This is a genomic window from Clostridium sp. AM43-3BH (assembly GCF_003479985.1).
Classification (GTDB): Bacteria; Bacillota; Clostridia; order Lachnospirales; family Lachnospiraceae; genus Otoolea; species Otoolea fessa.
This window is the reverse complement of the sequence record NZ_QUIH01000008.1, coordinates 58634-81124: the sequence shown is the minus strand read 5'-3', so window position 1 is coordinate 81124 and position 22491 is coordinate 58634. Positions and strand designations below refer to the sequence as shown.

The 22491-nt window shown below is 51.7% G+C and carries 32 protein-coding genes; all 32 read right to left on the bottom strand.

Annotated elements, in window-relative coordinates:
- Window positions 1-22 precede the first annotated feature (22 nt).
- On the bottom strand, window positions 23-1663 hold the full coding sequence (locus tag DW931_RS15985) for a hypothetical protein (protein WP_002593763.1): 1641 nt from the start codon (window positions 1661-1663) through the stop codon (window positions 23-25).
- Window positions 1664-1672: 9 nt separating this feature from the next.
- A complete protein-coding gene (locus DW931_RS13065; protein WP_330363956.1) occupies window positions 1673-2035 on the bottom strand; it encodes an SMI1/KNR4 family protein in 363 nt (120 codons plus the stop codon).
- A 109-nt stretch (window positions 2036-2144) separates the two neighbouring features.
- Window positions 2145-2555, bottom strand: a complete 411-nt coding sequence (locus DW931_RS13060) for a hypothetical protein (protein ID WP_002593765.1) — start codon at window positions 2553-2555, stop codon at window positions 2145-2147.
- Window positions 2555-2869 carry a hypothetical protein gene (locus DW931_RS13055; protein WP_002593766.1) on the bottom strand — a complete coding sequence of 105 codons (315 nt, stop codon included), beginning with the start codon at window positions 2867-2869 and terminating at the stop codon, window positions 2555-2557. The genes DW931_RS13060 and DW931_RS13055 overlap by 1 nt, the downstream gene beginning before the upstream one ends.
- An 18-nt stretch (window positions 2870-2887) precedes the next feature.
- Complete coding sequence (locus DW931_RS13050; RefSeq protein WP_002593767.1) at window positions 2888-3217, bottom strand: hypothetical protein; 330 nt, start codon at window positions 3215-3217, stop codon at window positions 2888-2890.
- Window positions 3207-3650: an Imm51 family immunity protein gene (locus DW931_RS13045; protein ID WP_002593768.1), complete on the bottom strand. Its 444-nt coding sequence runs from the start codon at window positions 3648-3650 to the stop codon at window positions 3207-3209. The genes DW931_RS13050 and DW931_RS13045 overlap by 11 nt, the downstream gene beginning before the upstream one ends.
- Window positions 3651-3660: 10 nt before the next feature.
- Window positions 3661-3906, bottom strand: coding sequence for a hypothetical protein (locus DW931_RS13040; protein WP_002569132.1), 246 nt, complete (start codon window positions 3904-3906; stop codon window positions 3661-3663).
- Window positions 3907-3908: 2 nt separating this feature from the next.
- Window positions 3909-4508 carry a hypothetical protein gene (locus tag DW931_RS13035; protein ID WP_002593769.1) on the bottom strand — a complete coding sequence of 200 codons (600 nt, stop codon included), beginning with the start codon at window positions 4506-4508 and terminating at the stop codon, window positions 3909-3911.
- Window positions 4509-4525: 17 nt separating this feature from the next.
- The gene (locus DW931_RS13030; protein ID WP_002576922.1) at window positions 4526-4762 is read right to left on the bottom strand and encodes a hypothetical protein; all 237 of its coding nucleotides are present in this window, start codon (window positions 4760-4762) and stop codon (window positions 4526-4528) included.
- A gap of 8 nt (window positions 4763-4770) precedes the next feature.
- Window positions 4771-5730: an NTF2 fold immunity protein gene (locus DW931_RS13025; RefSeq protein ID WP_002593770.1), complete on the bottom strand. Its 960-nt coding sequence runs from the start codon at window positions 5728-5730 to the stop codon at window positions 4771-4773.
- Between the two features lie 11 nt (window positions 5731-5741).
- A complete protein-coding gene (locus DW931_RS13020; RefSeq protein WP_002593771.1) occupies window positions 5742-6689 on the bottom strand; it encodes a DUF4241 domain-containing protein in 948 nt (315 codons plus the stop codon).
- A gap of 5 nt (window positions 6690-6694) precedes the next feature.
- Window positions 6695-7021, bottom strand: coding sequence for a DUF5713 family protein (locus DW931_RS13015; protein WP_002593772.1), 327 nt, complete (start codon window positions 7019-7021; stop codon window positions 6695-6697).
- Window positions 7022-7037: 16 nt separating this feature from the next.
- Entirely contained in the window at window positions 7038-7583 is a 546-nt protein-coding gene (locus DW931_RS13010) for a hypothetical protein (RefSeq protein WP_008400358.1), read from the bottom strand.
- A gap of 16 nt (window positions 7584-7599) precedes the next feature.
- The gene (locus tag DW931_RS13005; protein ID WP_243036954.1) at window positions 7600-8529 is read right to left on the bottom strand and encodes a DKNYY domain-containing protein; all 930 of its coding nucleotides are present in this window, start codon (window positions 8527-8529) and stop codon (window positions 7600-7602) included.
- 71 nt (window positions 8530-8600) lie between these two features.
- The gene (locus tag DW931_RS13000; protein ID WP_002593775.1) at window positions 8601-9155 is read right to left on the bottom strand and encodes an SUKH-3 domain-containing protein; all 555 of its coding nucleotides are present in this window, start codon (window positions 9153-9155) and stop codon (window positions 8601-8603) included.
- A gap of 26 nt (window positions 9156-9181) precedes the next feature.
- The gene (locus DW931_RS12995) at window positions 9182-9817 is read right to left on the bottom strand and encodes a hypothetical protein (protein WP_002593776.1); all 636 of its coding nucleotides are present in this window, start codon (window positions 9815-9817) and stop codon (window positions 9182-9184) included.
- A gap of 22 nt (window positions 9818-9839) precedes the next feature.
- Window positions 9840-10439 carry a hypothetical protein gene (locus DW931_RS12990; RefSeq protein WP_002593777.1) on the bottom strand — a complete coding sequence of 200 codons (600 nt, stop codon included), beginning with the start codon at window positions 10437-10439 and terminating at the stop codon, window positions 9840-9842.
- On the bottom strand, window positions 10429-10932 hold the full coding sequence (locus DW931_RS12985) for a DUF2004 domain-containing protein (RefSeq protein ID WP_002593778.1): 504 nt from the start codon (window positions 10930-10932) through the stop codon (window positions 10429-10431). Before DW931_RS12985 ends, DW931_RS12990 begins: the two co-directional genes overlap by 11 nt.
- A gap of 13 nt (window positions 10933-10945) precedes the next feature.
- Window positions 10946-11785, bottom strand: a complete 840-nt coding sequence (locus tag DW931_RS12980; protein WP_002593779.1) for a DUF2262 domain-containing protein — start codon at window positions 11783-11785, stop codon at window positions 10946-10948.
- A 12-nt stretch (window positions 11786-11797) separates the two neighbouring features.
- A complete protein-coding gene (locus tag DW931_RS12975; protein ID WP_118482087.1) occupies window positions 11798-12418 on the bottom strand; it encodes a hypothetical protein in 621 nt (206 codons plus the stop codon).
- Between the two features lie 11 nt (window positions 12419-12429).
- Window positions 12430-13509: an ankyrin repeat domain-containing protein gene (locus DW931_RS12970; protein WP_038292377.1), complete on the bottom strand. Its 1080-nt coding sequence runs from the start codon at window positions 13507-13509 to the stop codon at window positions 12430-12432.
- Between the two features lie 26 nt (window positions 13510-13535).
- Window positions 13536-14678 (bottom strand): hypothetical protein, encoded by a 1143-nt coding sequence (locus DW931_RS12965; RefSeq protein WP_002593782.1) that lies wholly within the window; start codon window positions 14676-14678, stop codon window positions 13536-13538.
- Between the two features lie 98 nt (window positions 14679-14776).
- Complete coding sequence (locus tag DW931_RS12960; RefSeq protein WP_002593783.1) at window positions 14777-15277, bottom strand: hypothetical protein; 501 nt, start codon at window positions 15275-15277, stop codon at window positions 14777-14779.
- Complete coding sequence (locus tag DW931_RS12955) at window positions 15268-15663, bottom strand: hypothetical protein (RefSeq protein WP_002593784.1); 396 nt, start codon at window positions 15661-15663, stop codon at window positions 15268-15270. The genes DW931_RS12960 and DW931_RS12955 overlap by 10 nt, the downstream gene beginning before the upstream one ends.
- Window positions 15660-16202, bottom strand: coding sequence for a hypothetical protein (locus tag DW931_RS12950; protein ID WP_002593785.1), 543 nt, complete (start codon window positions 16200-16202; stop codon window positions 15660-15662). The genes DW931_RS12955 and DW931_RS12950 overlap by 4 nt, the downstream gene beginning before the upstream one ends.
- 13 nt (window positions 16203-16215) lie before the next feature.
- On the bottom strand, window positions 16216-16449 hold the full coding sequence (locus tag DW931_RS12945; protein WP_002593786.1) for an immunity 17 family protein: 234 nt from the start codon (window positions 16447-16449) through the stop codon (window positions 16216-16218).
- A gap of 12 nt (window positions 16450-16461) precedes the next feature.
- Window positions 16462-17844, bottom strand: coding sequence for a DUF6138 family protein (locus DW931_RS12940; RefSeq protein WP_002593787.1), 1383 nt, complete (start codon window positions 17842-17844; stop codon window positions 16462-16464).
- 14 nt (window positions 17845-17858) lie between these two features.
- Window positions 17859-18974 (bottom strand): hypothetical protein, encoded by a 1116-nt coding sequence (locus DW931_RS12935; protein WP_002593788.1) that lies wholly within the window; start codon window positions 18972-18974, stop codon window positions 17859-17861.
- A gap of 15 nt (window positions 18975-18989) precedes the next feature.
- Window positions 18990-19181 carry a hypothetical protein gene (locus tag DW931_RS15780; RefSeq protein ID WP_147366154.1) on the bottom strand — a complete coding sequence of 64 codons (192 nt, stop codon included), beginning with the start codon at window positions 19179-19181 and terminating at the stop codon, window positions 18990-18992.
- Window positions 19182-19428: 247 nt separating this feature from the next.
- Window positions 19429-19692, bottom strand: coding sequence for a helix-turn-helix domain-containing protein (locus DW931_RS12930; protein ID WP_002593789.1), 264 nt, complete (start codon window positions 19690-19692; stop codon window positions 19429-19431).
- Window positions 19693-19707: 15 nt separating this feature from the next.
- Window positions 19708-21486 carry a VirD4-like conjugal transfer protein, CD1115 family gene (locus DW931_RS12925; RefSeq protein WP_002593790.1) on the bottom strand — a complete coding sequence of 593 codons (1779 nt, stop codon included), beginning with the start codon at window positions 21484-21486 and terminating at the stop codon, window positions 19708-19710.
- 54 nt (window positions 21487-21540) lie between these two features.
- Window positions 21541-22479 carry a DUF3991 and toprim domain-containing protein gene (locus DW931_RS12920; protein WP_002593791.1) on the bottom strand — a complete coding sequence of 313 codons (939 nt, stop codon included), beginning with the start codon at window positions 22477-22479 and terminating at the stop codon, window positions 21541-21543.
- Window positions 22480-22491: the final 12 nt, after the last annotated feature.

Below are 22491 nucleotides of genomic sequence, written 5' to 3'. Positions count from 1 at the left end.
ATTTCGTATCAAGCTTCTATTGTCAATCATAGTTCTCCAGCCGAATGATAGGCCGATAAAAGTCATAATCTCCGTTTAGTTCATTGTCCTCCTGCACTTCCGGCTTACAGTGAGGCGAACAGGGTAGGAAACCGAGAAATGGGCCCAGCCCACCACAGATATTGCATCCGCCGTCACCGCCGCAGGTGGTAAGCCTATCAGCCTGCACCACTTCCCGCATATAGGGATCGTAGGCGATGGACAGGCCGAAGAAGTTGGGTTCCTCCATGTCATAGGGCCGGTTCTCATCCTCATCCATGTCCTCAAACCAGTGCAGATGCATGGAGTAGTCTAACCCATCTCCCCATGGGAACAGGGTCCGACATCCGCCGCCACACAGGTAGGCCCACTCGTCCGCCGTGGGCAGCGAAAGCCCCTGCTTTTCCAGCCTGGCAAGAAGCGCATCGTAGTCTGTGCGGTTATAGATCCAGGTCTGAAATCCATCTTCTGTCCGTTCTATGCGAGCCGACTGATGCAAGGTAAGACTGCTGCTGTCACTCCAGGCAAAATCACGGAATTCCTTCAGCCAGTCAGGGTGGGCAGTCAGCCTGGGATCGTCCATTTTGACTGGCTCCCAGTTAATTTCCTCCAGCTCCCGGCCCACCAGCATGGGTCCAATGGCCGCCTGCCGAACAGGAGCCATGCTTTCCCGGATCATCTCCTCCGGGTTCTGCGGTTCCATCTCCCACTCCTGGAACAGATAGTCCAATTCCTCCCGGCTCTCCTGATTCAGTCCCACGGCAAACTGCTCCCAGCCCAAGGTGACGGTATCGCCGGGGACAAAGACGAACTCCCGGCCATCTTTCTCGAAGATGCCGGTGATGCAGCTCTGACCCCAACGGTCAAAGGTATGTAGACCGAGAAAGGTCATATCATAATGAGCAGCCAGGCTTTCCATCAGCGCCTGCTTCTCGGTGGTATCCATTTGATTGAATTGGGGACGGGACAGTTTTTCGTTCATGGCAAGTCCTCCTTCGATTCGTTTTGCGTGTTCCAGCAGATAGCTCCGGCCATCCTGCTTGGCCCGTTCCAAGTATTGTGGAAGCAGGTCGGAATGGATGACATCCAGCGAGACCAGAACAGCGATCCGCTGGTATTCCTGAAGTTCAGGAGGGTAACAGTTGCGCTCCCAAAACAGCGGAGCGAACTGTTCCACACAGTCAGGACGCAGAGCGGGCATCGCCAAAAGCGCCCGACGGCTCACATATTCATTGGGGTCCTTTGCGAAATTCAGAATTATATCCCTGACTTCCTGACTACATGAGCATTCCGGCAGATAGGCGGCAAACTGCCACTTGGCCTCATTCTCATTGGAGGCTACGGCCCTGCGGCAGAGGCACTCAAACCATTGTGGATGGGAAGTGGTCTCCTGTATAACCCCCTCCGCTTCGTTGTCCCTGGCTATCAGATAGACCATCTCATCCAGCAGGACGCTGTCTGCCGTTTCTGCATCCATTTGGGTCAGCACATGGCAAAAGGCATCAAAAATATCATTCCATGCAGGGTAATCGACCTCCCACTCACCGCCAATCTCCTCGGTGTTTTTTCCGGGATAAGTGATTTCCTGCCACTGATGAAATTTTCTTGCCTGCTCTAGCAGGCACTCCCTGATGTCCTTTGCCATACGCTTACCTCACAATTCTCTGCACAGTTTTCCCAGTTCCAATGCCTGTTCCACAAGGTCCAGGAGCAGGCTGGAAAAATTCTCGGCAATCTCCTTCAGATCGGCATAGTCACAGTTACAGCCCCGGACTCTGCCGCTCTCCAAGTCGATAAATACGATACTCCCGTCACCCAATCCTCCGATTGGAAAGGCGGGACCGTGGTCATATTCGCTCATGTAATCCTCATAAGCCTCTTGAAAAATCGGGTAGGCTTTTTCCAACTCTTTCAGTGTGAAAATCCACGGCTCTGCCAAATAGCAGCCGCCGAAGTTCAAAAGTAGCCAGCGGTACTCTGCGGGGATGGGAGTATACCTGCTTTCAAATCGTTTCACAGCATCCTCCGGTTCTGGGCAGGTACCCTTTGTGAAGGGGCTTACTTTATAAGCAGTTTGAATTTTACTGCGGTTTTTTTCCAAATTCATGTCATGCATTGTATTTCCCTCACAGAGCATCCAGGTTTTCCTGTAAATCGCCCTGCATCAAGTGCTGGGCAATGGCTTGGTTCAGTGGCTTATGGGGGTGATAGGCTGCCTCCTCTACATCGTGCAGACACTCCTCCATCAGTGCCTCCGGAGAAATGCCTTCCCGTTTGCCATAAAGATGGCCGAAGGCATAGCACACGGACTTGAGAAAGCCGAAAATATAGTCATGATTTCCACGCATACTGGGCAGGTCATTGAACGAGCCCATGCCGCCGTATGCCCGAAGATGGTGGGCAACCTCATGGCGCTGGATCCAGTCCTGAATATCCCTCTCCAGCCAGTCAATCCAGTTTTGAAATTCTGGATGGTCTGCCAGAAGGATGGAGCGCAGACAGGTCAGAGCTTCGGTATAAATATCTGTCTGTTTCATCAGAACCCTCCTGATTCTTTTAACGCTCCATCATAGGTGTGGCTTTCCCAGATGGCCTCAAATTCCGCTTTCTCTATGACGCAGGCGTGGAATTCCTCGCCCCAGACATGGGCGTTCAGTTCCTCCACAGTGGGGACGGGCGTGATTTCAATAGCTCCATCGTAAAGGTCGGGTATGTTGCGGGTGCAGCCGTCCCTAAAGATGTCAATGGAGCGGAGGGCCAGCCGCTCATTTCCGGTATCCACTTCATAGAGGATCACCAATGGTTCTCCCTCCGGTGCGCCCTCCCAAAAAAGTTTGATGTACTCGATCATCTCGATTCCCTCATCGTATCATTTGAAATAATAATACCAATTCCCGCCAAATTCCCGGTCACATTCCTCCTGGGAGGCAAAGGTGCAGTCCTTGATTCCCTCAATGGGGTAATGACGCTTTATCAGCTGCCCTCTGTGATAGGAATTGATCTGTTCCGTCAGGCCGCTCCGCCGCGCCGTCTCTAATTGTGCATCGGTGGCAAAGATGTAGGACACAAAGTAGTTGTCCGGCTGGATGTAGCAGCCAAACTCAATGGCCTGCTGGATGTCATCGAAGTGGTGTTTCACATTCTCCATGCAGGCTTCTATTACTTTTTGCCATACGAACTCCTGCTCCTTATTTCTCATGTTCCACCTCTCCTTTGCCCAGATAAGTCCGCATCGTTTTTTCATTGTCACAGGCCGCTCGGATCATTTTGGACAACAGCATCAGGTCATCGATGTATTGGGAGTATACGCAGAACACATCTTCGTCGGAGTCGAAGTGAAACAGATCCACGCCGCTGTTATTTTCCTCGAACTCCTGGATCACGCCCCGGGCAAGCCGCTCCCAGTCCTCGCTGTTGCCAATCAGTCCCAGCCGTCGGAATTCCTCTGTCCGGAACCCGTCACTGATTTTCAGCAGAAGGGAGATCGCATAGGGGTGGTGGGGGATGAGAAAGAATGGCGCGATCTGCTCCAGCTTCGCCCAAATTTTGAAGGGCGGGCGCGGATCAGGTATCCATGGCAAGATTTCCCATTCGTCCTCCGGTCGGTTTCCGTATTGGCAAAGGTCTTTCATAGTGTTCTCCTCATTCGATGTCGTTTCGTTCTTCTTTCACATCCAGTGGAGCGCCGTCCAGAGATGTGATCTGTGACAGTTCTGTTTCAGTCAGATTCTTCAGGAAAATGCAGTATTCGTCCGGGTGGCCTCCCACAAATTCCATTTTAGGCATTCCGATCTGCTGTGGGTCGGTGATCCACAGGCAAGGCTCTCCTGTTGCCCAAAACCGAGTCAGAGTAAGAATTTGGCCGTTGTAAATTACTTTCTGCTCCATCCTCATCCCTCCTGTAACTTCTTCAGCAGTTTCACGATCCGCTCCCGGTTCTTTGCGGTTTTCATGAAGGTGGGGAGATGGTCAGCCTGGGTCATTTTCGCTCTTCCCATCGGCTTTTCCCGCAAATCGGCACTGAGATAGTTGATCAGATAGGCAAGGTGCTCCCGGTTGAGGGCCCAGACTGGCTTACCCTGGAAGGAGGTCAAAAACCAAAGTTCCAGGCCGAAATAAGGTTCTCGTCCGTCCTGAATATCAGCAATATAGGAGAAAGCCTCTGCTGTTTTATGAACTTCTCCCGACATGGTTGTTCCACAATAGGGACAGGCCACATGGAGAACGGAAAAGTGCTTCCTTTCCTCATCTTCAATATCCACCCGGTAGTACCTGCCGCAGTTTTTGCACTGGTTATGGACATCGTAGCGGTAAATCGTCCGGTCACGGGTCTCCTGATGGCCGCAACTCAAACAGCGGAAATAGGCGTTATCCTCATCCGCTGTCACCACACCCGCGCCGTGGCACTTGGGGCATTTCACCTGAATGCCGGAGGTCAGGGCGTTGTATGCACTGTATGTAAAGTAGGGTTTATCGACGATTCGGCTCATGCGCCCACACACTCCTTTCATCCGTCTTTCTCTAAATAAAATCCCCATACGCAGTTGGAGAACTCTCCAGCAGCAAAGCGGTGGATCTGCCCATCAATCTCTACCTGCCAGACCTCGAAGGTATGGTCTTGGTGATAGATGGGGTCTTTGATTTTTACCCGCTTGCCGGTGGTTTGCCAGTCGTAGTCAAAGATGTTCACACCGAACAATTTGCATTGACCGTCCGGGCCAAAGGTTTCATATTCCCAAGCCATGTGATGCCTCACAATTCCGTGCGCTGCCAGCCGTTCAGCCGCTCCTGCACCGCATCAATCTTCCAGCCTTCGCCCACACGCTTCATAAGAAAGCGGCGGTCAAAGCCGATGTTTTTCTCCCTGGTGTAGATGTAGAGCTTGTTTTTGGTGATCTGCTCTGCGTCAAGGAATTCTTCCCCGTTGTAGGTGCCCTGGGCGCTGTATGAGAGGCCCAGAGGTCGATAGCCCGGACGGGGCTTTTCGTTCACATACTTCTCCCAGATCGCCAGCAGGCGGGGCACCGCCTCAGCATCTTCAAACCCGGCCTGCTCCATATACTGCTCCCATTCTGTCATTTCGGCAAAAAAAGCGGACAAGATTCTGCGACATTCCGCCGCCGCCTGTTCATCCAGCTGGACGGGCTTTTTGGCCTTTTCCCGCTGGAGCCGGGAGAAGTGTTCCATCTGCTCCTTGGCAAATTGCACATGGGCCACCGGCTTGATATAGTTGTTGCCGGCGATGGCCAGCAGGCCCTCGTATGTCACAGCGGTATGGTCAATCTGGATGTGGGAGAGTTTGGAGATGGAGGCTGCCTGGAGCAGACCGGCATCATCCAGCCCGGTGCGGTTAAGGGTCAAAAGATCCAGCTTGCAGCCTTGCAAGGCGGACAGGCCCCTGCCGTGAATGGCGGAATTGCCGTCCAACAGCAGATAGCGTAGCTTTGGCATAGCGGAAAAGACGGGGAAACAGGCGTCAGTGAGCGCGCCGTCCTCCACACCGAAATTCACCATGCTTTTGTGCCCGGCAAAGGGGGCAAGCAGTTCATCCGTCGCCGGATAATCTTTCACATGGAATCCCACCAGGCTGTAACCGGCCAGCCGCTCCATGAGTTCCATGGTCAGCTCCGGAATTTCAAATTTCTTTTCTCCGTCTAAGGTCAGGACACCGTTTTCCCAGTCCGCTGTCCGCGCCCGTTTTGGTAATTCCATAGCGTGCCTCCTTATTCCTGCTCTTTGTAACTGGCTTCAATGTCGATGAAGCGCACATACACGGCGCAGACTTCGCCCTTGGCGTCATAGCCGAAGTAGACGGGATAGTAACCGTCACCCCAGCCGGAAGCGAAGATGGGCAGGTTGCAGTCCGTGTCCGGCACCGTCCAGTTGAGCCAGTCGCCGTAGTCCCCCTGATATTTTGGGTGGGCTTGGGCGTTTTCCTCCAGTAAGTCACAGAACAAGTCGTTGTAGGGGTCGATGTCCGGGTCCACCTCCAGCCGCTTGGCCCAGTATGTCTTGAAGGCCGCCTGGGTCTGGATGTCCGCAATACACCCCATCCCGGCATCCACGCCGAAACCGAAGTAGTCGTCATCTCCCAGCGCCGTGTCCAACTCCTCGTTGCCCACCATGCCCAGCTCATAGCGGACAGGCTTCTTCTGAGAAACCTCCACCTTGACGCAGGCGTAGCGGTCGCCGTATTGTTCGCTGGGTACCACGCAGATTTTCACGGGATAAGTTCCGGCGGGGATCGTTTGAAGGAACGGCAGAGTGTCCTCCAGTTCCACCAGCGGATCACAGGCGAAGATCTGCCCGGTGGGGAAATGGACGGCGCCGATGTCCAGTACATCCACCGCCATGTTCCCAATCACTTTCTCTGTGAAATGGGCCTCCAAGTCATCTTTACAGGTCAGTTTATCCTTGATTGCTTCGTATTTGTTCAGCCATTCAGTTATAGGCATATCAGTTTCCTCCTGTTGATTCTGTTTCTTGATGTACAGACTCTTTGAGCCATCCCAGTAGCAGTTCACACACCGGCCATCCTGAAAATGATGGCCACAATTCGGGTAGCCATAGAGAATATGGGCACATTCCGGGCACAGCCCCATCATCTGTGAGGAGCCTTTGAAAAACAGGCTGCCGCACTCATCACTAAGGGCCAGTTCTTTTTCTGCCATAGGGCTCACCAGTCCCGTTCCCGGATGGCCTCCTCGGTGTCAATAGGGATGCCAAACCACTCCAGAATGTAGGCCACGGTTGCCGCGATACATTCCCGTGCCACCGTTTCGATCTCGCTGTCGTGCTCGTCAAACTCCTCCTGGAGATCATTGATGCCGCAGACCGCCTCGTCCAGTGTTTCCTGCACCACTTCGGTGTCGGTTTCGCCGCTTTCCAGCAGGTCGATGACCTTCTGAAGCTCGTCCTTTACCTTGTCTACCAAAAAAGCAGGATAGTAATTGTCCTGATACATCTCGTCCAGCAGTTTGTAATTGGGGTCAAATGCTTTCATCGTGATTTCTCCTTTCTCATTCAAACATCAAACCGTATGATTCGGTCAGGCTTCCGTCGTCCTCGTGAAATATACACTGATACAGAGGCTCACGCTGGGTTGCTTTGCGGAACCGCTCCAGAACCGGAGCCAGCGGCTCACCGTTAGGGATGCCGAGGGCATCAGACACCTGTTGCAAGCTGTCCATATCCATATCTTCCAAGTTACAGTTGCGCTGTCTCTGCCCATACTCCTCCAATGTTTTGGAATCTACATACTGCTTTGTGTCACAGCAGTCGTGCCAGCAGATACAGCTCACAAGCAGGGAAAAGAGGTCGTCCATGCTCTCGGCCAGACGGCCTGCCTCCCCTTCGCTGCTGTAATATCCAATGGAGCCATCTTCCAACAGGTGGTATTCTCCGCCGGAGCCATCTCTGGCAAAGGCCATGCCGGGCAGGGAAAAGGTGCATCGGCCTTCTGCGTCATCCCGCGGGGATAACTCATCCAGCAGGAAGAAGTCAAACAGCGAATCAAATTCATCCGCCAAATCAGGGTTTTCATGTAATATCTTCAAATAGTCCATAGCCGTTTTCCTCCGTTTACGGTTCTTGGGTCATTTTGCGAAGCTGTTCCAGCCACAGCGTTTCTTCCATTATCTCATCATTTTGGTAAAAATGGTCTTTGTCGCGGGCCAGATGATCGGCAAGCGGAGCCGCATCCACAGGAGTGCAGACTGTGAAACTGTCCCGATCCGCCCCCTTGATCTCCCGGTTGAGGTAGTACACCCGCTTGGCATCGCGGGAATACCAGTGCCCAAGCAGCTCCCAGGAAGTCAGCTCTGCTTTTGGAAGCTGTTTGCCGTAGGCATAGATCCGCTTCTCATCTCTGGCAAAATAGGTATCACCCAACGAGCGGAAAGAGGAAACTTCCGCGCCCTTGATGATCTTCACCTTGCCGTCTCCGTTGTGGAAGTAGACCTGTCGGCTGTCCTTTGCATATCCCTGGGGCGCACCCGAATCGTTCTGGCCGTTGTCTAATACCTGGAAGGCTGCCAGCTCTACATCTGGTATTCTCCCGCTGGTGGTGTAGACAGCTGTTTTATCCATCGCGTAGGCATAGTTTAACACCCGAAACGACGCCGGGTCTGCTCCACGCAGGCGAATCCCGCTGAGAAAGCAGGCCGTAGAGGATTTTCCCCAGTAATGCCAACAGCAGAAGTCTTTGGGCGCAATACCCTTCAACAAGCCGTTTTCATATAGACCGGAGAAATAGACCGCTCCATCCCGAAGGAAAAATTCGTTGTCCACCGGCTCTGTGTTGGTGAGCGGTTGGAGCATTTCTCCGTGCTCGGCTGTGATGCTCAACTCAATCTCATCGTCGCTGTAAACTAAGTAGAGTTCATGAGGGTCCTTTCTATCGAAATGCAGTTCAATGTCACAATATTTGAGAATCAAAGGTTTCCCGTCGCTTCTCATGGTGGAAACGGCATCGGGATTCCCGAAGATTTCTATGACCTCATCCTGCGACATTCCGAATTTCAGCGGTAAAATGTCCCGTGGATTCTGCAATATTTGATTGCGCCAAATCGTAAAGTCCTGTTTCATAGTTTTTCGTCCAGTGCCTCCACAGTTTTCATGGCAGCGGAATCAAATTTGCACTGCCGCAGTTCCCGTTCGATCAGGGCAAACACATCTGGAAAGCACTCAATCTCATCCTGGTACTCATATTTCGCATACAGTTTCCCATACTCCGAGATCCAAACCTCTGCCGGGTAGTAGTAGCCGATGTGACCGATGGGCTGGCACTTCTGACCAGCTGCCTGCTCGATCTCCGCCAGCTCACAGCCGGACATATCCCGGAAATAGGCGTCCTCCAAATGGTTTTTAATTCCGTTGACCAGGTAAGGGAACAGAGCAAACTCAAAGTCAGCCGCCCATTTCAGCTTTTTCTGCGCCAGGTACCACTCGTAGCACAGGCCGAAATATTTGCGGTAAAACCGCTGGGTGGTCTTCATCATCGGGACGCCATGATCGGCGTAATACTTCTCCGCAATGGAAATATCCACACTGCGGCCTTCCTGCCATCCGGCGTACTCCATCAGCTGCTTGACCTTGCTGCCCAGGTCGCCAGAGATAGGGATGCGTTCTTTGATCATTCAATTCACCTCCTGTCTGCTGCGAATCAAAGTTCATTTGGATACCCGATCTTGTCCAGGCCCGCCTTGATTTCTTCCCATTCATTGCGCTTGGGGTTCAGTGCAGCGACCAGTTCTTTTGTTACCGGCCCCCCATCAGCAAGCTGGCGCACAGCCTCCAAAGGCAGGTCTGCTGGGTAAAACCACTTTCCATACTTCACATAGGTCTGTGGATTGCCATCAATCGTGGGGAGCAAATCCTTGGATGCATCCTCGCCGTCCATGGGATTGCAGTTCCAGGTGGTGCCATCTTCCGTCCAGACGCAGAAGGTGCTTTTCATCTTTTTGACTTCACGGCTGCTCATGAGTTTTTGCAAAGCAGGGGGCATCCCATCTGTCAGGTCTTCGATACGGGGAAGTTTTTCCTCCCAGTCGTAGAGTTCAGAATCCACGCCGTTAATCACGCAGCCTTCGGGCGCGAATAGGACAATCATACTCTGGTCGCTACCATCGGTGGCAAAGAATGCCTCCTTGCCTTTTCGCCATGCGGGGTTGTATGTATAGTGGCGGATGAAGCTCCATTCCTCCTCCACCATGATGATGTCCAAAGCCGCCAGCCCTTTGCAGAAGTTTTTCAGGCGCTCCGCATTGGGAAGGCCAGATAAATCTTTTGTGGAAATCATGTGGTTATCCTCCTGTTTTTCATCACCACAGCCGGTCGATCTGGGTATATATCATATTCGGTTCTCTGTCCATAAAACTGGTCAATGCGTCGGTGGGTTCTGTAAGCGGCATCACATTCAAAATGTCCAGCACATAATACCAGATCCCTGTGTCCCAGTCTCGAAACCTCCCATTGCAGATAGCCCGACCATAATCACCAGGAATCAAATCCAGTGCCAGCTCATTGAGGGGCTGTTTTTGCCCGGTCTTATCATAGGTATATCGCTCCGGCATCGCACCAATATGCCAATCATAGCGGTAACGCACCTGGATTCCGGACTCCTGCTGAATCAGTTCAAAAGAGTGAACCCGCATTGTGCCATTAAGCTTCCATTCCATCAGCCTGCGACAGTCCTTATTGATCTGAAATCCATCGGGCCTCTGTAGGATAGATACAAAGTGTGTAGGCAGGCCAAAGGAATAATAAGAGAAGAAGTCTTTCGGCAGCCGCATCGCTCTGGGATACTGGTTTCGCTGTGCGGCGGCGTTTCCTCCCCGGCAGTCTTTATACCATTGCAGGCGGATCTGCTGGATCAGAAGTGTGGGCAGATATTTTTCTCTTTTTCGTTCCTCAGCTCTCATGTGTAATACAGAAAATATCCTTGTTCAAATCAAAGTAGATTACCAGCAGCTCGTCTGTGATCTCCGGGTTGAAGGACAGATCCATGATGAACACTTGTTGATCCATTTCGTCATCCACCAGACTACCAAACCGCTTGAGTTTCAAAAAGTCCACCATCTCGGCAAAGGACAGCTTGGATGGGGCTGTTCCCGGAAAAAGTTCCGCCGCAATATCTGAGCCTACATCGTCCCGGTGGAACTCCATGAAAAATGTCACAACGCTATGGTAGCGACTGTCCTCGTCCGCCAGCGCCGCTTTGATGGCGGTTTTGGCCTTCTCCGCCAATTTCTCCGCCTCATCCAGCATTTCTCCCACCGCATCCATGGCAGCAGGATCGCCGGTCAGTTCTTCCTCTACATCGAAGATAAAGGGTAGTCCCGATTCCTCGGGAAAGTTGAAGATTTCCTCGCCGGGTGTATATGTAAAATCAATGCGTTTACAGTTCAGTTTCATAATATTATCCTCCTTACCCCTCAATGTTGGCAGTTTTGAGGCCCTTTTTCAAGGAGCCGTAGACTGTCACTGCATGGTCGGTGAACATCTCGTCGCAGTCAAACCAAGCGGTGAAGCTGCCGCCGGAGGTGACGGACAGGCTGGTCATGCTGATTCGCCGGGCAAGTTCTTCCTCCGTAATGGGGTCTGTTTCCGGATCACGGGGATTTTCCTCATCCTGAGAGAGCCAGTTGTTGGCCAGCCCGGTCAGGTTCTTGGCTGCAAGCTCTCGCATGGCCTTGTCCCAGGTTTCACAGTCGGCCAGCAGCTTCTTGGCGGCACTGCGGGCGCGGGTCCAGGAGGGCTTGCTCTCGGCATTGACCTCAAGGGAAAGAAGCACATCCTTTCCGCGCCACTGGATCTCACCCTCAAAGACATCATGGTCCTTGTCCAGTGTCAGTTCTCCCAGCACCTGGTCCTGGATCACGACCGGCTTGTGGTACTCGTCCAGAACGGTCTGAAGTTCCGGGCAGTCCTCATGGGCCTTGACCACCTGGGAGATACACCAGGGCCACGCCACCAAATCCTTTGCCCATTCTTCTTTCATCCGGCGGATCTTCAGGCGGCAGATCTGCTCGTTTTGAAAGCGTTCCCAGCCCTTATCGCTGTTTCGTTCCTCGTCTGTGACTGGCCACTCCAGCCGCTCCTCTTTGGTGGTAACTTTGCCGGTGTCACAGAACACCATGCCCAGCGTCACAACGGTCATTTGCCAAAAGCCACCCTTGTTGTTATATCCGCCCCCGATGCAGCGATTGATCAGAGCGACCACTTCCTGCTCCTCGGGCTCGTACATCTCATAAAATTCTTCAAACATAGATCATTCTCCTCATCCCTCTATATGATTGTGGTATTCCTTTTCAAGCTGGGTGTACCACCGTTTCAGCATGGTTTCCAGACTGGTCTTTCCTTTCCGATCATAAAAAGCAAGGAACTTGTCCAGCAACTCAGGAAACAAATTCTTACCGGTATTTGTCAAGTCCTGATTGAGATAGACCATCCGCAGGATACGGTCATACCGGTCCAGAGGGTTCTTTTTCAGCAGCTCCTTTTCAAAGCAGAAGCGCAGGAATACCACATTCTCGTCGTAGAAGTCCTCCACCACTGCTGCTCCAATGCTGGTGTAGGTGATGTCGTACACCAACCGGCTCCAGTCAAATTTCTCGGTATAGAGCAATTTCAGCGCCTTCGCCCAATGTTCCTCCGGGATCACCAGCATCCTGTGCTGGGCGGTGCTGGAGTAGCCGCGGTAGACGGATTCCGGCTGCCCCAGCAGTTCACTCACACTGTCGGCGTAGACGAAGCACAGCGCCTCATCGAACGGGCCACCGATGAAGTTGCCATTGCAGTACAGCATATAATTCTTGGACTTGGCCGGAGAGTAAGAGAGGTTGTATTCCTGCGAATCCAGGATTTTATGTACTTTGTTCAAAAAATCTATTGATGTCATCGGTTTGCTCCTTATTCCTCAAACTCGCCCTCGATCATTCCATTGAGATATTTTCCGGGATCAGCGATAAATTCCTCCCATTTGGCCAGGGGATGGAACTCCTTGTGCTCGATGTCCAGATACCACAGCTTTTTGTCCCTGGGGCTCCACAGCAGCAGGTAGTCGCTGTAATTGTCCATGGCCGCCATGAGGGAGAGCAGCCTTTTTCGTTTCCAGGTCATCTCCTGCACATCCATGTAGGCGTACAGCTCCGCCCATTTCACCCACTCCTGCTCCGGGAATTCCAAACGCAGGGGGCCGGTCTTCAAGTATTCCACCAGCTTGGCGGGCAGTTTATAGGGCATGAGCTGCCGGATCTTTTCCTGCTCATTGTGCCAGTCCTCCGGTTCCAGGGCTTTTAAGTAGTCGGCCAGCTCCTGATTTTTGTTCTGCACCGCCACGGTGTAAGGCCGGTCGCCGTATTTGTCGGCAATGGTGATGTCGGCCCCCTGTTCCACGAGCCAGCGCACCATAGGGAAATCGTTGGAGCGGGCGGCCTCGGTGACAGGGGTGGAAGCATAAGGGAACACCATGTCCGGCTTGTGGTAATTGATGTCTGCACCTTTTTCCAGCAGGAGTTTGGCAAGTTTGGCCTCTCCATCAGACACAGCGGCCCGAAATGCCTCGCCGCCAAACTTGTCCACTGTGATCCCGGCTTGCTCCAGCACCGGGATATTCTCCGGGCGCTTGCCCCAGCGTACTTCCTGGAAGGCACGCTCTTTCTGCTTCGGGCTGAGTTTTACGGCCTGTCCAGCAAAGAGGGTGACCACCTCCGGCCCACAACAGCGGGCAGCGGTGAGCAGCAGGGGCTGTTCCTCTGCCAGACCGGGATCAGCTCCATGCTCCAGCAGGAAGTGAATCATAGGCACATCGTTCCGAAAAACCGCGATTTCCAATGGCATCAGCTTGATGTATTCGCTGAGCTGGATAGGAGCACCCAAATCCAGCCCGCCTTGGAGCAACGCCTCCAACTTGGGAGTGTCATGGTCACAGATGGCGGCAGCCGTTTCCGGGAGGGTCTCCCAGCGGCCAATATATGCAATTTGGTACATAAGGCACCCGCTTTCTCGTCTTGTACTCATTCATCCCCGAACCGCTCAGCAGCATCTTTGTAAACAGTAATACTTTCTTCCACTTTTACTTTTTCGCTGCGAATACGGAAGTAGTCCCGCAGAATGCTCTTCAGTTCCGGGTTTTCTACCTTGCGGGGCAGCAGGCTGATGAACATTTCGTCGTAGCTTCCATATAGCACACCGCTCCGGTTGTAGGTCTGCCATGTCACCGTAGGTTTGCGGCCCTCCGGGTCCTTGGCCAAATCAAAGAGCCACCGCTCATCCAGATCCACATAGCGTTCAATCATAAACCTTGTGTCATAGGTTCCATAGCTATAATTCCCCCAGAAAATCAGAGCGATCATTCCATCCGGCCCCAGGCGTTCATAGGTCCAGCCTTCCGGATAACAGCGGTAATGGAGCATTCCCAGCGCATGGAACAAATAGCCTTTTTGCGGCGTATCCAGAAGGGGCGAATAGGTCTCGTACACCTGCTCCTTGGGCTGGGTGATGATCGCCTTCATAAAGACCGGCATCAGCCAGTTGCCGCCGTAGCGTTCATTCAGCTCATCAGCCAATGCTTGCAGTCGCTCATCCGGGTTGCGGATCAGGGAGGCGGTCAGCACCACAGCGGGAATTTTCTCTTTTTCCTTGGGTGTGGCATCCCAAATGCGAAGCCCGTCCGTGATCCACCAGGAGGTACAATCATCATCAGAATAAACAGGCGTGCGTTTCAGCTGGGCGATCCGCTGGGTGTTTTCCGCCAGGAAGCGGTAGACCTCCAGCATTTTAGGCGAGGCTTTCCCCAACATCAAATGGAAACAGAAGTTCAGTTGTTCTATATCCAGCGGCTTTGTGTCCCCCTCGTCCAGCAGCTTGGAGAGAGTCTTCAGAATAACTGGGGCGATCTGCTCCGATACACAGTCGGAACAGGCATCCGACATGATATTGCTGCCCATCCATTTACCCTTGACCAACTTGGCCCACAGTGGGGCAGCAGGGGCATACTCCAGATGCGCCAAGGCCTTCTGAGCAGCCGTTTTGTACTTGCCCTTTTCTGTATTCACAAGCTGGAACAGCAGTTCGGCGTTTGCTTCATCCTTGCCCAGCTCCAAAATGGCCTGTTCTCGCTTTACGCCCTTGGGGGGCAGTTGTTCCAAAGTCATCATTCATTTTTCTCCTATCCCACAATGGTGGTTTCCTTGACGGCCAGATTGTCGTAATTCATAGCGATCAGCTTCTCGGCGGCCTCCGGGGTACACATGAATCAAGTGCTCTCGCCCCAGGCGTCCATCCTTGTGACGGTGAAGAAGTCGGTTTGGGCAGAAGCAGGTTCTCTTGCGTCAATATAGTAATCGGAGTAGAGATACACCAGATCGACCTCTCGCTCCGGTAGCCACTTGGCCCGGCGCGCACGCGGTTTACCATTTTTCAGAGTCTTTTCTCTGGGGTTCTCAAACCACGCCAGTTCCTTGAGCTTCAGACCGGTGAAGGTATCCATGAGCCGCTGGGCAATCTCCCGGTGGGTGAATACTCCGCAGTCCCAGGAGCCCATCAGCCATGTCTTTATAAAGTCGCCCACCTTGCTGCCGGGAGCAGGCGGCCCATAGACGCTCTCATCCGCCCACATGACCTCCAGCTTTTCACATTGATCTGGCCGAGGACAAGACTGCTTATTGCCATAGCGGTACATGATATTTACATAGCCATAGTCTTCTCCGGTTCGGTCATGACCGACGGCTTCTACTTTATAGGCAGTTATGGACATTGCAGTTCCACCTCCTGAGCCAGTACAAATCCGCACAGTCCAAGGGATGAGTCGATGACAAATACCCGGATGTGCTCCCGTTCCATGCGCTTCCGCAGTTCCTCGATACTGCAGCAGGCGGGAAAGCCGTAAGAGATAGTCCCGCCCAGCAGGTCTTTGTACTGCTGGAAAAACCCATCCACGGTAATCTCTTCCATACCAAAGAGGATGTTGTCCTGAATCACATTTTCAAACCAGTGGGCCAGCAGGCCGGTGAAGCGAACGGATACTTTCTCTCCGGCCTCGGTCTGGGTATCCATGTGCAGGGTATGGGCTTCAAAGTCAGCGCAGTAGCGCAGGACTCGGTTGTCGTGCAGATTGTCAAAGGATTGAATTACCATACTCATGCCAATTCCGCGTCCAGTATCTGGACGGGTTTTCCTTTCTCATTCACATAGTAAAGGGCGATATAGTCGATGCCATCCCGCTTGACCTGCTCCCAAGGTATACGCTCACCGTTGATTAGTTCCACAGTATCTGCCTCGTCCGGGTCGAAGTCTTCTTTTTCGTCTTCATAGTCGATACTGTAACCCAGCTCCAGCACCAGTTTGGAGGCAGGGATTTCGTACCGCTTGAGGGGACGGTGTTCCAATTCAGATGGATTATGTTCATCGCAAAACATATTGTCGTAGCCATGCCGTCCACCGTCAAAGATGACGAACTCCTCGCCGCTCTCCGGATCACGGGCTGCCACCAGTCCGGGAGCCGGAGAGCCATCTACAATATAGGATTGGGGCTCTCCTTTCACCGTGAGCAGATCTCCGTAATACCAAACCTCCAGCAGTTCATTGCCGGTGGTGGAACAGAGTGTCACGGTGGGCAAACGCTTCTCCGCCCACTCTTTCACATGGCCGGTGAGCCAGGTGGGATATTTCTCAGTCATCATAGTCTTTCTCCTCCTATTTCAATTTCAGTACAAATCCCCAGATGCTCACTACGATCAGGAGGACACCCAGCAGGAAGAACACCACCCGCCGGTATCCTCTGCTGTGGCGGTGGGCATCTCGCGTACCAGTGGGATTGCAGAGCCAGTTCCAGTTGCGGATCGCTCCAATTAAAATCACGGCCCCGATGAGCACCGAGGCAATATACCAATGCTCTTGCAAAAATGCTGTGACCTGTTCGCTGTTCATTCTACTTCCTCCTCACGCAAATACCTGCTGGTATTTCTCTTTCAGTTCCTTGGGCGCCGTCTTGATGACCTTGCTGCCGCCGTTTTCAGAGGCTGTGCCCCAGATGGCCCAGAGCACATCACGCCACAGGTAGGCCAGCGCCCTTTTGTTGCTGCCGGATTCTTCCGACAGGTAATATTCCAGATGCCCCTTGATCTCCAGTAGCGCATCCAGGCTCTCCTCATTGGCGATCAGGGTGCGGAACTCCTTTGCGGGCTTCAGATTCTGCATGGACTGGACACCGTGGACCAGCACCGGCAGGGACTGAGCAGTAAACCCGTACTTCTTAAAAAAGGTGTGAATAAACTTTTCTTGCAAAGAGGAGTGCTCGTCATCACAGCGATCCAGGTAATCGCACACCAGCCGCCACCACTTCGGCCCTTCCAGTCCCAGGGCAAACACGGCAAAGGTGCCAGGCATGGCGCAGGACTCATCAGAGAGGTTGTTGTACCACTCGTCCTCCTGCATGGCCAGCCGAGCATAATTCTCCATCCGGACATGGAGACGGGGATACCGCACCGCACAGGCAAAAAGCTGATGGACACCCTTCTTGGGCAGGCCGGGGATGGGCAGGTAGATCTTCTCTGGTCCGCGAAACTCGATGGAGTAGCTGCGGGGGAACTCCGGCTGCTCCAAAATCTCAATCAGATAGCTGAGAGCCTCCTCACAGGCCCCCTCGCCGCAGTCCTTGGCGGTAATGCGGATGGTGGCGAAAGCGTCGTTAGCCGAGGCGGTCAGGTGCTTTGTTTTCCGCTTTTGGATATTAGGCGGCAATTTGCCGCTACCATTGGTTTTCAGTTCCTTTACCATGTCAGGACGAATCTGGGAAACCAGGCCAAGGATGTGTTCAGTGGTGAGGGATTCAAAACTCTGCCCATACACCGTATGGCAGATCGCCACATAGCAGGCAAAGCGCAGCAGACCTTCATCCACATCCTCCGGATGCAATTCTGGCAGTACTGTACAGGGCGGGAAGACGGTAAAGCCATCATCCCGCTCTCCCACAAGGAAGAACCGCTCCTGCACCTGCTTTTCTATGTACTTCTCCAATGTATAGCGGATCTCTTCCCAGCCAACCAGCCGCCGCATGGCATCGCATAGGGAAACAGCAACATCGCAGGGAAATTCCTTCAACGGCAGACCGGTCAGATACCGCTCCAGCAGTTGATCGGGAAGAAACGGTGTCCCGTTGTGATTTCGCACTACGGTCGGGTAGGCGGAGTGATTTTCACGGGCGGTGCCATTCAGCACATCCTGAATGCAGAGATCCGCCTCTGCCAGCACCTCCGGGGAGGTGTCCGGCTTGTGGATCAGATAGTAGCGGTCATGTACGCCGTCACGCTTTGGTAAGCTCATGGCAAGGTCTCCTCTCAGGTCTGCTGGTGCTGCATGGATACGATCTGGCAGTCCGAGCAGAACTCCACATAGAGCGTGCCCTCCGCACAATCAAACACCGTATCCCACTGGATCTGAGCCAGATACTTCATGGGTTTGCCGCAGTGGGGGCAGGTGGTATATTCCGCGTCCTGCACCCAGTTGGCAAAGCCGCCGATGGTGTTCACATCCTGGCAGGCCGCGCCGTAAAACAGGGGCACAGGCGCTTCGCCCAGCACAAAGGGATTTTCCGTGAGGGCCTTGTAGTCCTCGGAACTGACATAGCAATCCGTCTTCTCCGCCCCGTCAAAGAGTTCGGAGGGGAAGACCTCCACGCCGCCATCCAGGGTGAACCGGTTGAAGGCGGGGCCTTTGAGAAATCCCACACAGCTGGGGCAGCAGGTGGCGGTCAAGATGCCGTCCAGTCCCAGGAACCGGAGCCGCTCATCCCGGCCGTCCAATACCAGCATGTCCACCATGCGCCCGCCACAGTGGGGGCATGTGTCCTCCCTTGCCCGGCCAATGCGGACGGGAGATTTCTCATCGGTGGTTCCTTTGACCATAGGATAGCAAGTGTCGAAGTTGAGTTGGATTTTCTGGCCCTCCTTGTTGAAGGTCCAGCCTCCGATCTGCGCATAGCTGGATGGGTCCACATAGAGGCCCTTGCGCCAGGGCCGGGGATTTCGCTCCAGCTCCAGCAGCGTCTCCATTGCCTTGTCATCTCCCTGCATAGCAAGGCAACTCATCAGGTTGGAAGCCGCGCTGGAATATTCCGCAGACAACAGCGCATGGATCAGACCATCCCGCACATCGGCGGGAGCGTGATAATAGATTTCACACGGCCAGAACACCTCTGCGGCCAGTGCCACTCGCTGAATCTCCGGGGTGATGGCATCATGGTAGCCAAGCAACTGCCAAAAGTCGGTGAACTCCGGGTCCTCCATATCAGCCAGCCTCTGGATGTTCTGGATCAGGTTTTTCTGTTTCTTCGTGATTTGTTCCGGCGTCCAGGCAAGAGCAGCTTGCCGTTCTTGCTCGCACTTACATTTCCAACACAATCCCTCATAACCCAAGGGGGTTCCACAGCTGGGGCAGGTATATTTCAGACTCATGTTCTCATACTCCTTTCAGGCAATAAAAAAGCCCCACGCCGCACTGTCATAAAGACAGGCTGACGCAGGACATGAAGAAGCCGCGTTGAAGGAGCCGCATCCACCAGCAGATGTAGTTTCTTCAACAACCAAAATATTTTTTTCGTATCTTAAAGCAGCAAATTGCTGTCCAATATATTGATTCATCGCAACACCCTTTTTATTCACATAGCATTGTCTTTTATTATACCACATATTGTTTTATTCGGGAATATTTTTCTTACCCTAAGTTGTTTTATATTCACCAAAAATTGATACGCATTAACCTCACACTCACCTTCTTTTTTTATAGATAACTGTCTAATTTTTTCTCTGATTATTATATTTCTTCAAGTGATACCTTCTCTTCATATGTCATATTGCCATATCCCATATGCCACCAAGAAAACAAACTGATCCCTTGGTGGCGTATCTTTTAGCTGCTGTCTATCAGCGTATACAAAAGACTGCTTTTTCCTCCGTTTTCACGCCACCTCTGTTCCTTTTTTATAAGCCCAGCCTTTACCAGATCCTGAATCGCCCGCTCTACAGTTCTCCGTGATAGGTTTAATTCCTTTGCGATAGTACCAATCGCAGGATAGCATTGTCCGTCTGTATTACTCCGGTCTTTCAAATACATATACACAGCTTTAGCCCGATGAGGCAGATCTGAAGAATAAATTTTAGAAAAATAAGCCATCTGTTCTCCTCTCTGCTAATCAGTTCTAAGAGGTAGTCTTCGAGTAGCTGCCTTATGCTGTTTTTCCTTCGCTGTCTCTCCATGAGCCTTTCCCCCTAAAAAAGAAGCCTCCTCCAACTTTCCGCTTTCAACAGATCCCCTCCATAAGTCTTCCTCATCAAAATCAGACCGCCTTACTATTTCCTCCTCCAATTCCAATCGGTCAGCATATACAACCTCTCTTGCTGCCTGTTCCGGGACTTCATAAACCTCCTCAAACCGGATACCCCATTTTAAAAACAAAGGAAGTCTTGTCTTCATAGGGCATACCCCTGTCTTAGCAAGAATGAAATTCCCTTTTGGCAAGGTCTTTAACTCCTCCGGCGCCATTAATGGTCTGCTCATCATTTGCAGGCTCTGGCTGGGGTCATTTTTTCCTCTGGATATAGAACCAGACAACACCGTTCTGTTTCCCAATGCTTTTGATAAGATTTCTGCGCTCTCTGAGTTTGGTGCAAAACCTCCAAACAAAATATCCTGGCAGTTATCGATGATAATACTGGAACCTTCTTTTCCATAATTCTTTTCCAACTGCGCAAAGCTTTGAATGATAGGAACCATGCTGATCCGTCTTGAACGGCCTGCGGAAAACATCATCTCCATGGATTCAATTTTTGGTATGGTTCCGATTTCATCTGCAAACATCATGACTCTGTTGGGCAGCTTTCCTCCATGTTCATCTGCAATCGTCAACATTTCCCGGTAAAGCTGTTGTAAAAACAGGGATACCATAAAATACTTCGTGTTATCTTCTTCCGGCAGCACAATAAAAATTGCTGACTTTTCCCTACAGAATGTTTCCGTGTCCAAAGTACTCTCAAAGCACAGGATCTGTTCCATCTCAGAATCCAGAAACGCATTCAATCTGGACATTGTTGTGGATAGCACAGAGGCCATTGCCTGATCCGCAGAATTTAAAGCTGCTCCTGCAAACCACTTCGCCTTGTGAGTAGGTGGCAGCTTATCCATAAGTAACTGGAACAGGCTCCGGTTCTTCACGGGGGATGGCGCCAGAAGATCCTGAATCAGCTTGAACACAGAAATGATATGGCGTTTCTCTGGCGGGCAATACTCTGCAATCAACAGAATCACAGAAGTCAGCAAACCTTCTGCTGCATCATAGAAAAAAGCATTTTGTCCATAACTGCTGGCAGAAGCCCCTTCAGAGCAGATAATTGTTTTAGCTGTAATTTTCGCATACTTCTCTGCTCTTGCCTTTGCTGCCAGATTTTCAGGATTCTTTAAATACTCATCCATGTATTTATTAACCAGCGTCAGGATATTGTTGCCATCAGAACGGGTGGGATTTCGTAAATCCAGAATGGAAATCCGATAGCCATAATATTCCTTGGCTATACCTGCATAATTACGAAACAGATCGCCCTTCGTGTCTGTGGTGAGGAAACTCATTCCTGAAGCACAGGCATATTCGATATTGGGGTATAAGAAGTTTGCGGTCTTACCCACTCCTGCTGCCCCGATCATGAGACAGTGAATATCTCCACTGTCTACCAGTGCTGAAATGGAATTTCCTTTCTTTTTGCATCCAACTACCAGCCCCTGCTCTTTTGGTAGATGCTTTCCTGCTCTCCATTGTTCCGGTTCATATGGTACATGTGCATACGTTTCCCGTATTTCCTTTTCCGTTGCAAACCGTGCAGTTCCATACTGCCCGTCTCCTACCGTTCTCGATTTAATTCCGTTTAAGGTATAATGATTTGATATCATTACCAGACTGCCGATTACAGCGAACATCCCCAAACCTATACAAATAAATATAATGACTCCCTGTATCCTACTCCCCTCCTCTCACATCATCTGTATAACTGTCTGCTGTCTATTCATATATTCCGGCGGTGGCTTCTTCAGTTCTTGAAGATCCTCATTCCAATCCTTAAGATTTGAAAAAAGCGAGAATACCATATGGTATCCCCGCTCAGACAGGTTTTTCTTTATCCGTTCCCTTGCCTGGATTCCCGCCTTATCATGATCCAGACATAAAGCAATTTGGGAGATGTGCGGTGCATCATTCAAAAGCTGCATCAACGCATGTTCTGCCACCCCACAGAGTGCCACATAACTATGATCCATCCACCCCTTTTGATACATGGAAATAAAAGACAGCATATCAATCGGTGCCTCAAATACATACACGGTATTACTCTTCCCAATCCAACGAAAACTGTACCTTGGATCACATCCTTCTACATTCCCCTTAAATGGTTGTCCCTTCTGACAGGTTCCCCTTTTATGTGCATGGCGTGGAATTCCATCTGAATCAAAACCCACAAACACAACATTATGATATTTGACATCTTCATAAATCATGTGTTTTCCTGCAAATACAGATACTACTTTAGGATCCACACACCTTGTCTTTATCAGATACGCAAAAGCACGGTGCATGGTCTGGTTCGCCTCTGGAAGTACGAATGGCTTTTTCGGTTCTAGTTGCTGATTCACGCTTTCCCGGTATGCAACTCCCTGTTCTCCGCCAAGCAGCATTGTAACTGCGTCCGGAAAGCTCTGGTTATAAAACATCCGCACAAAGTCAATGGCACAGCCTCCCTTTTCTGTCGCGTGATCATACCATCGATTTCCCCTCACTGTAATACTGTGATCACTGGCCAGGCGCTTTTCTCTTCCAGAACGAAGCAGCTTTTCCCCCTGCCTGGAAAGAAAATCTTCCAGATCCACCGCATTGGCCCTCTGTTTCTGTTCTTCCGTAAAATAAACAAATTCTCCCATGCCATCCTCCTT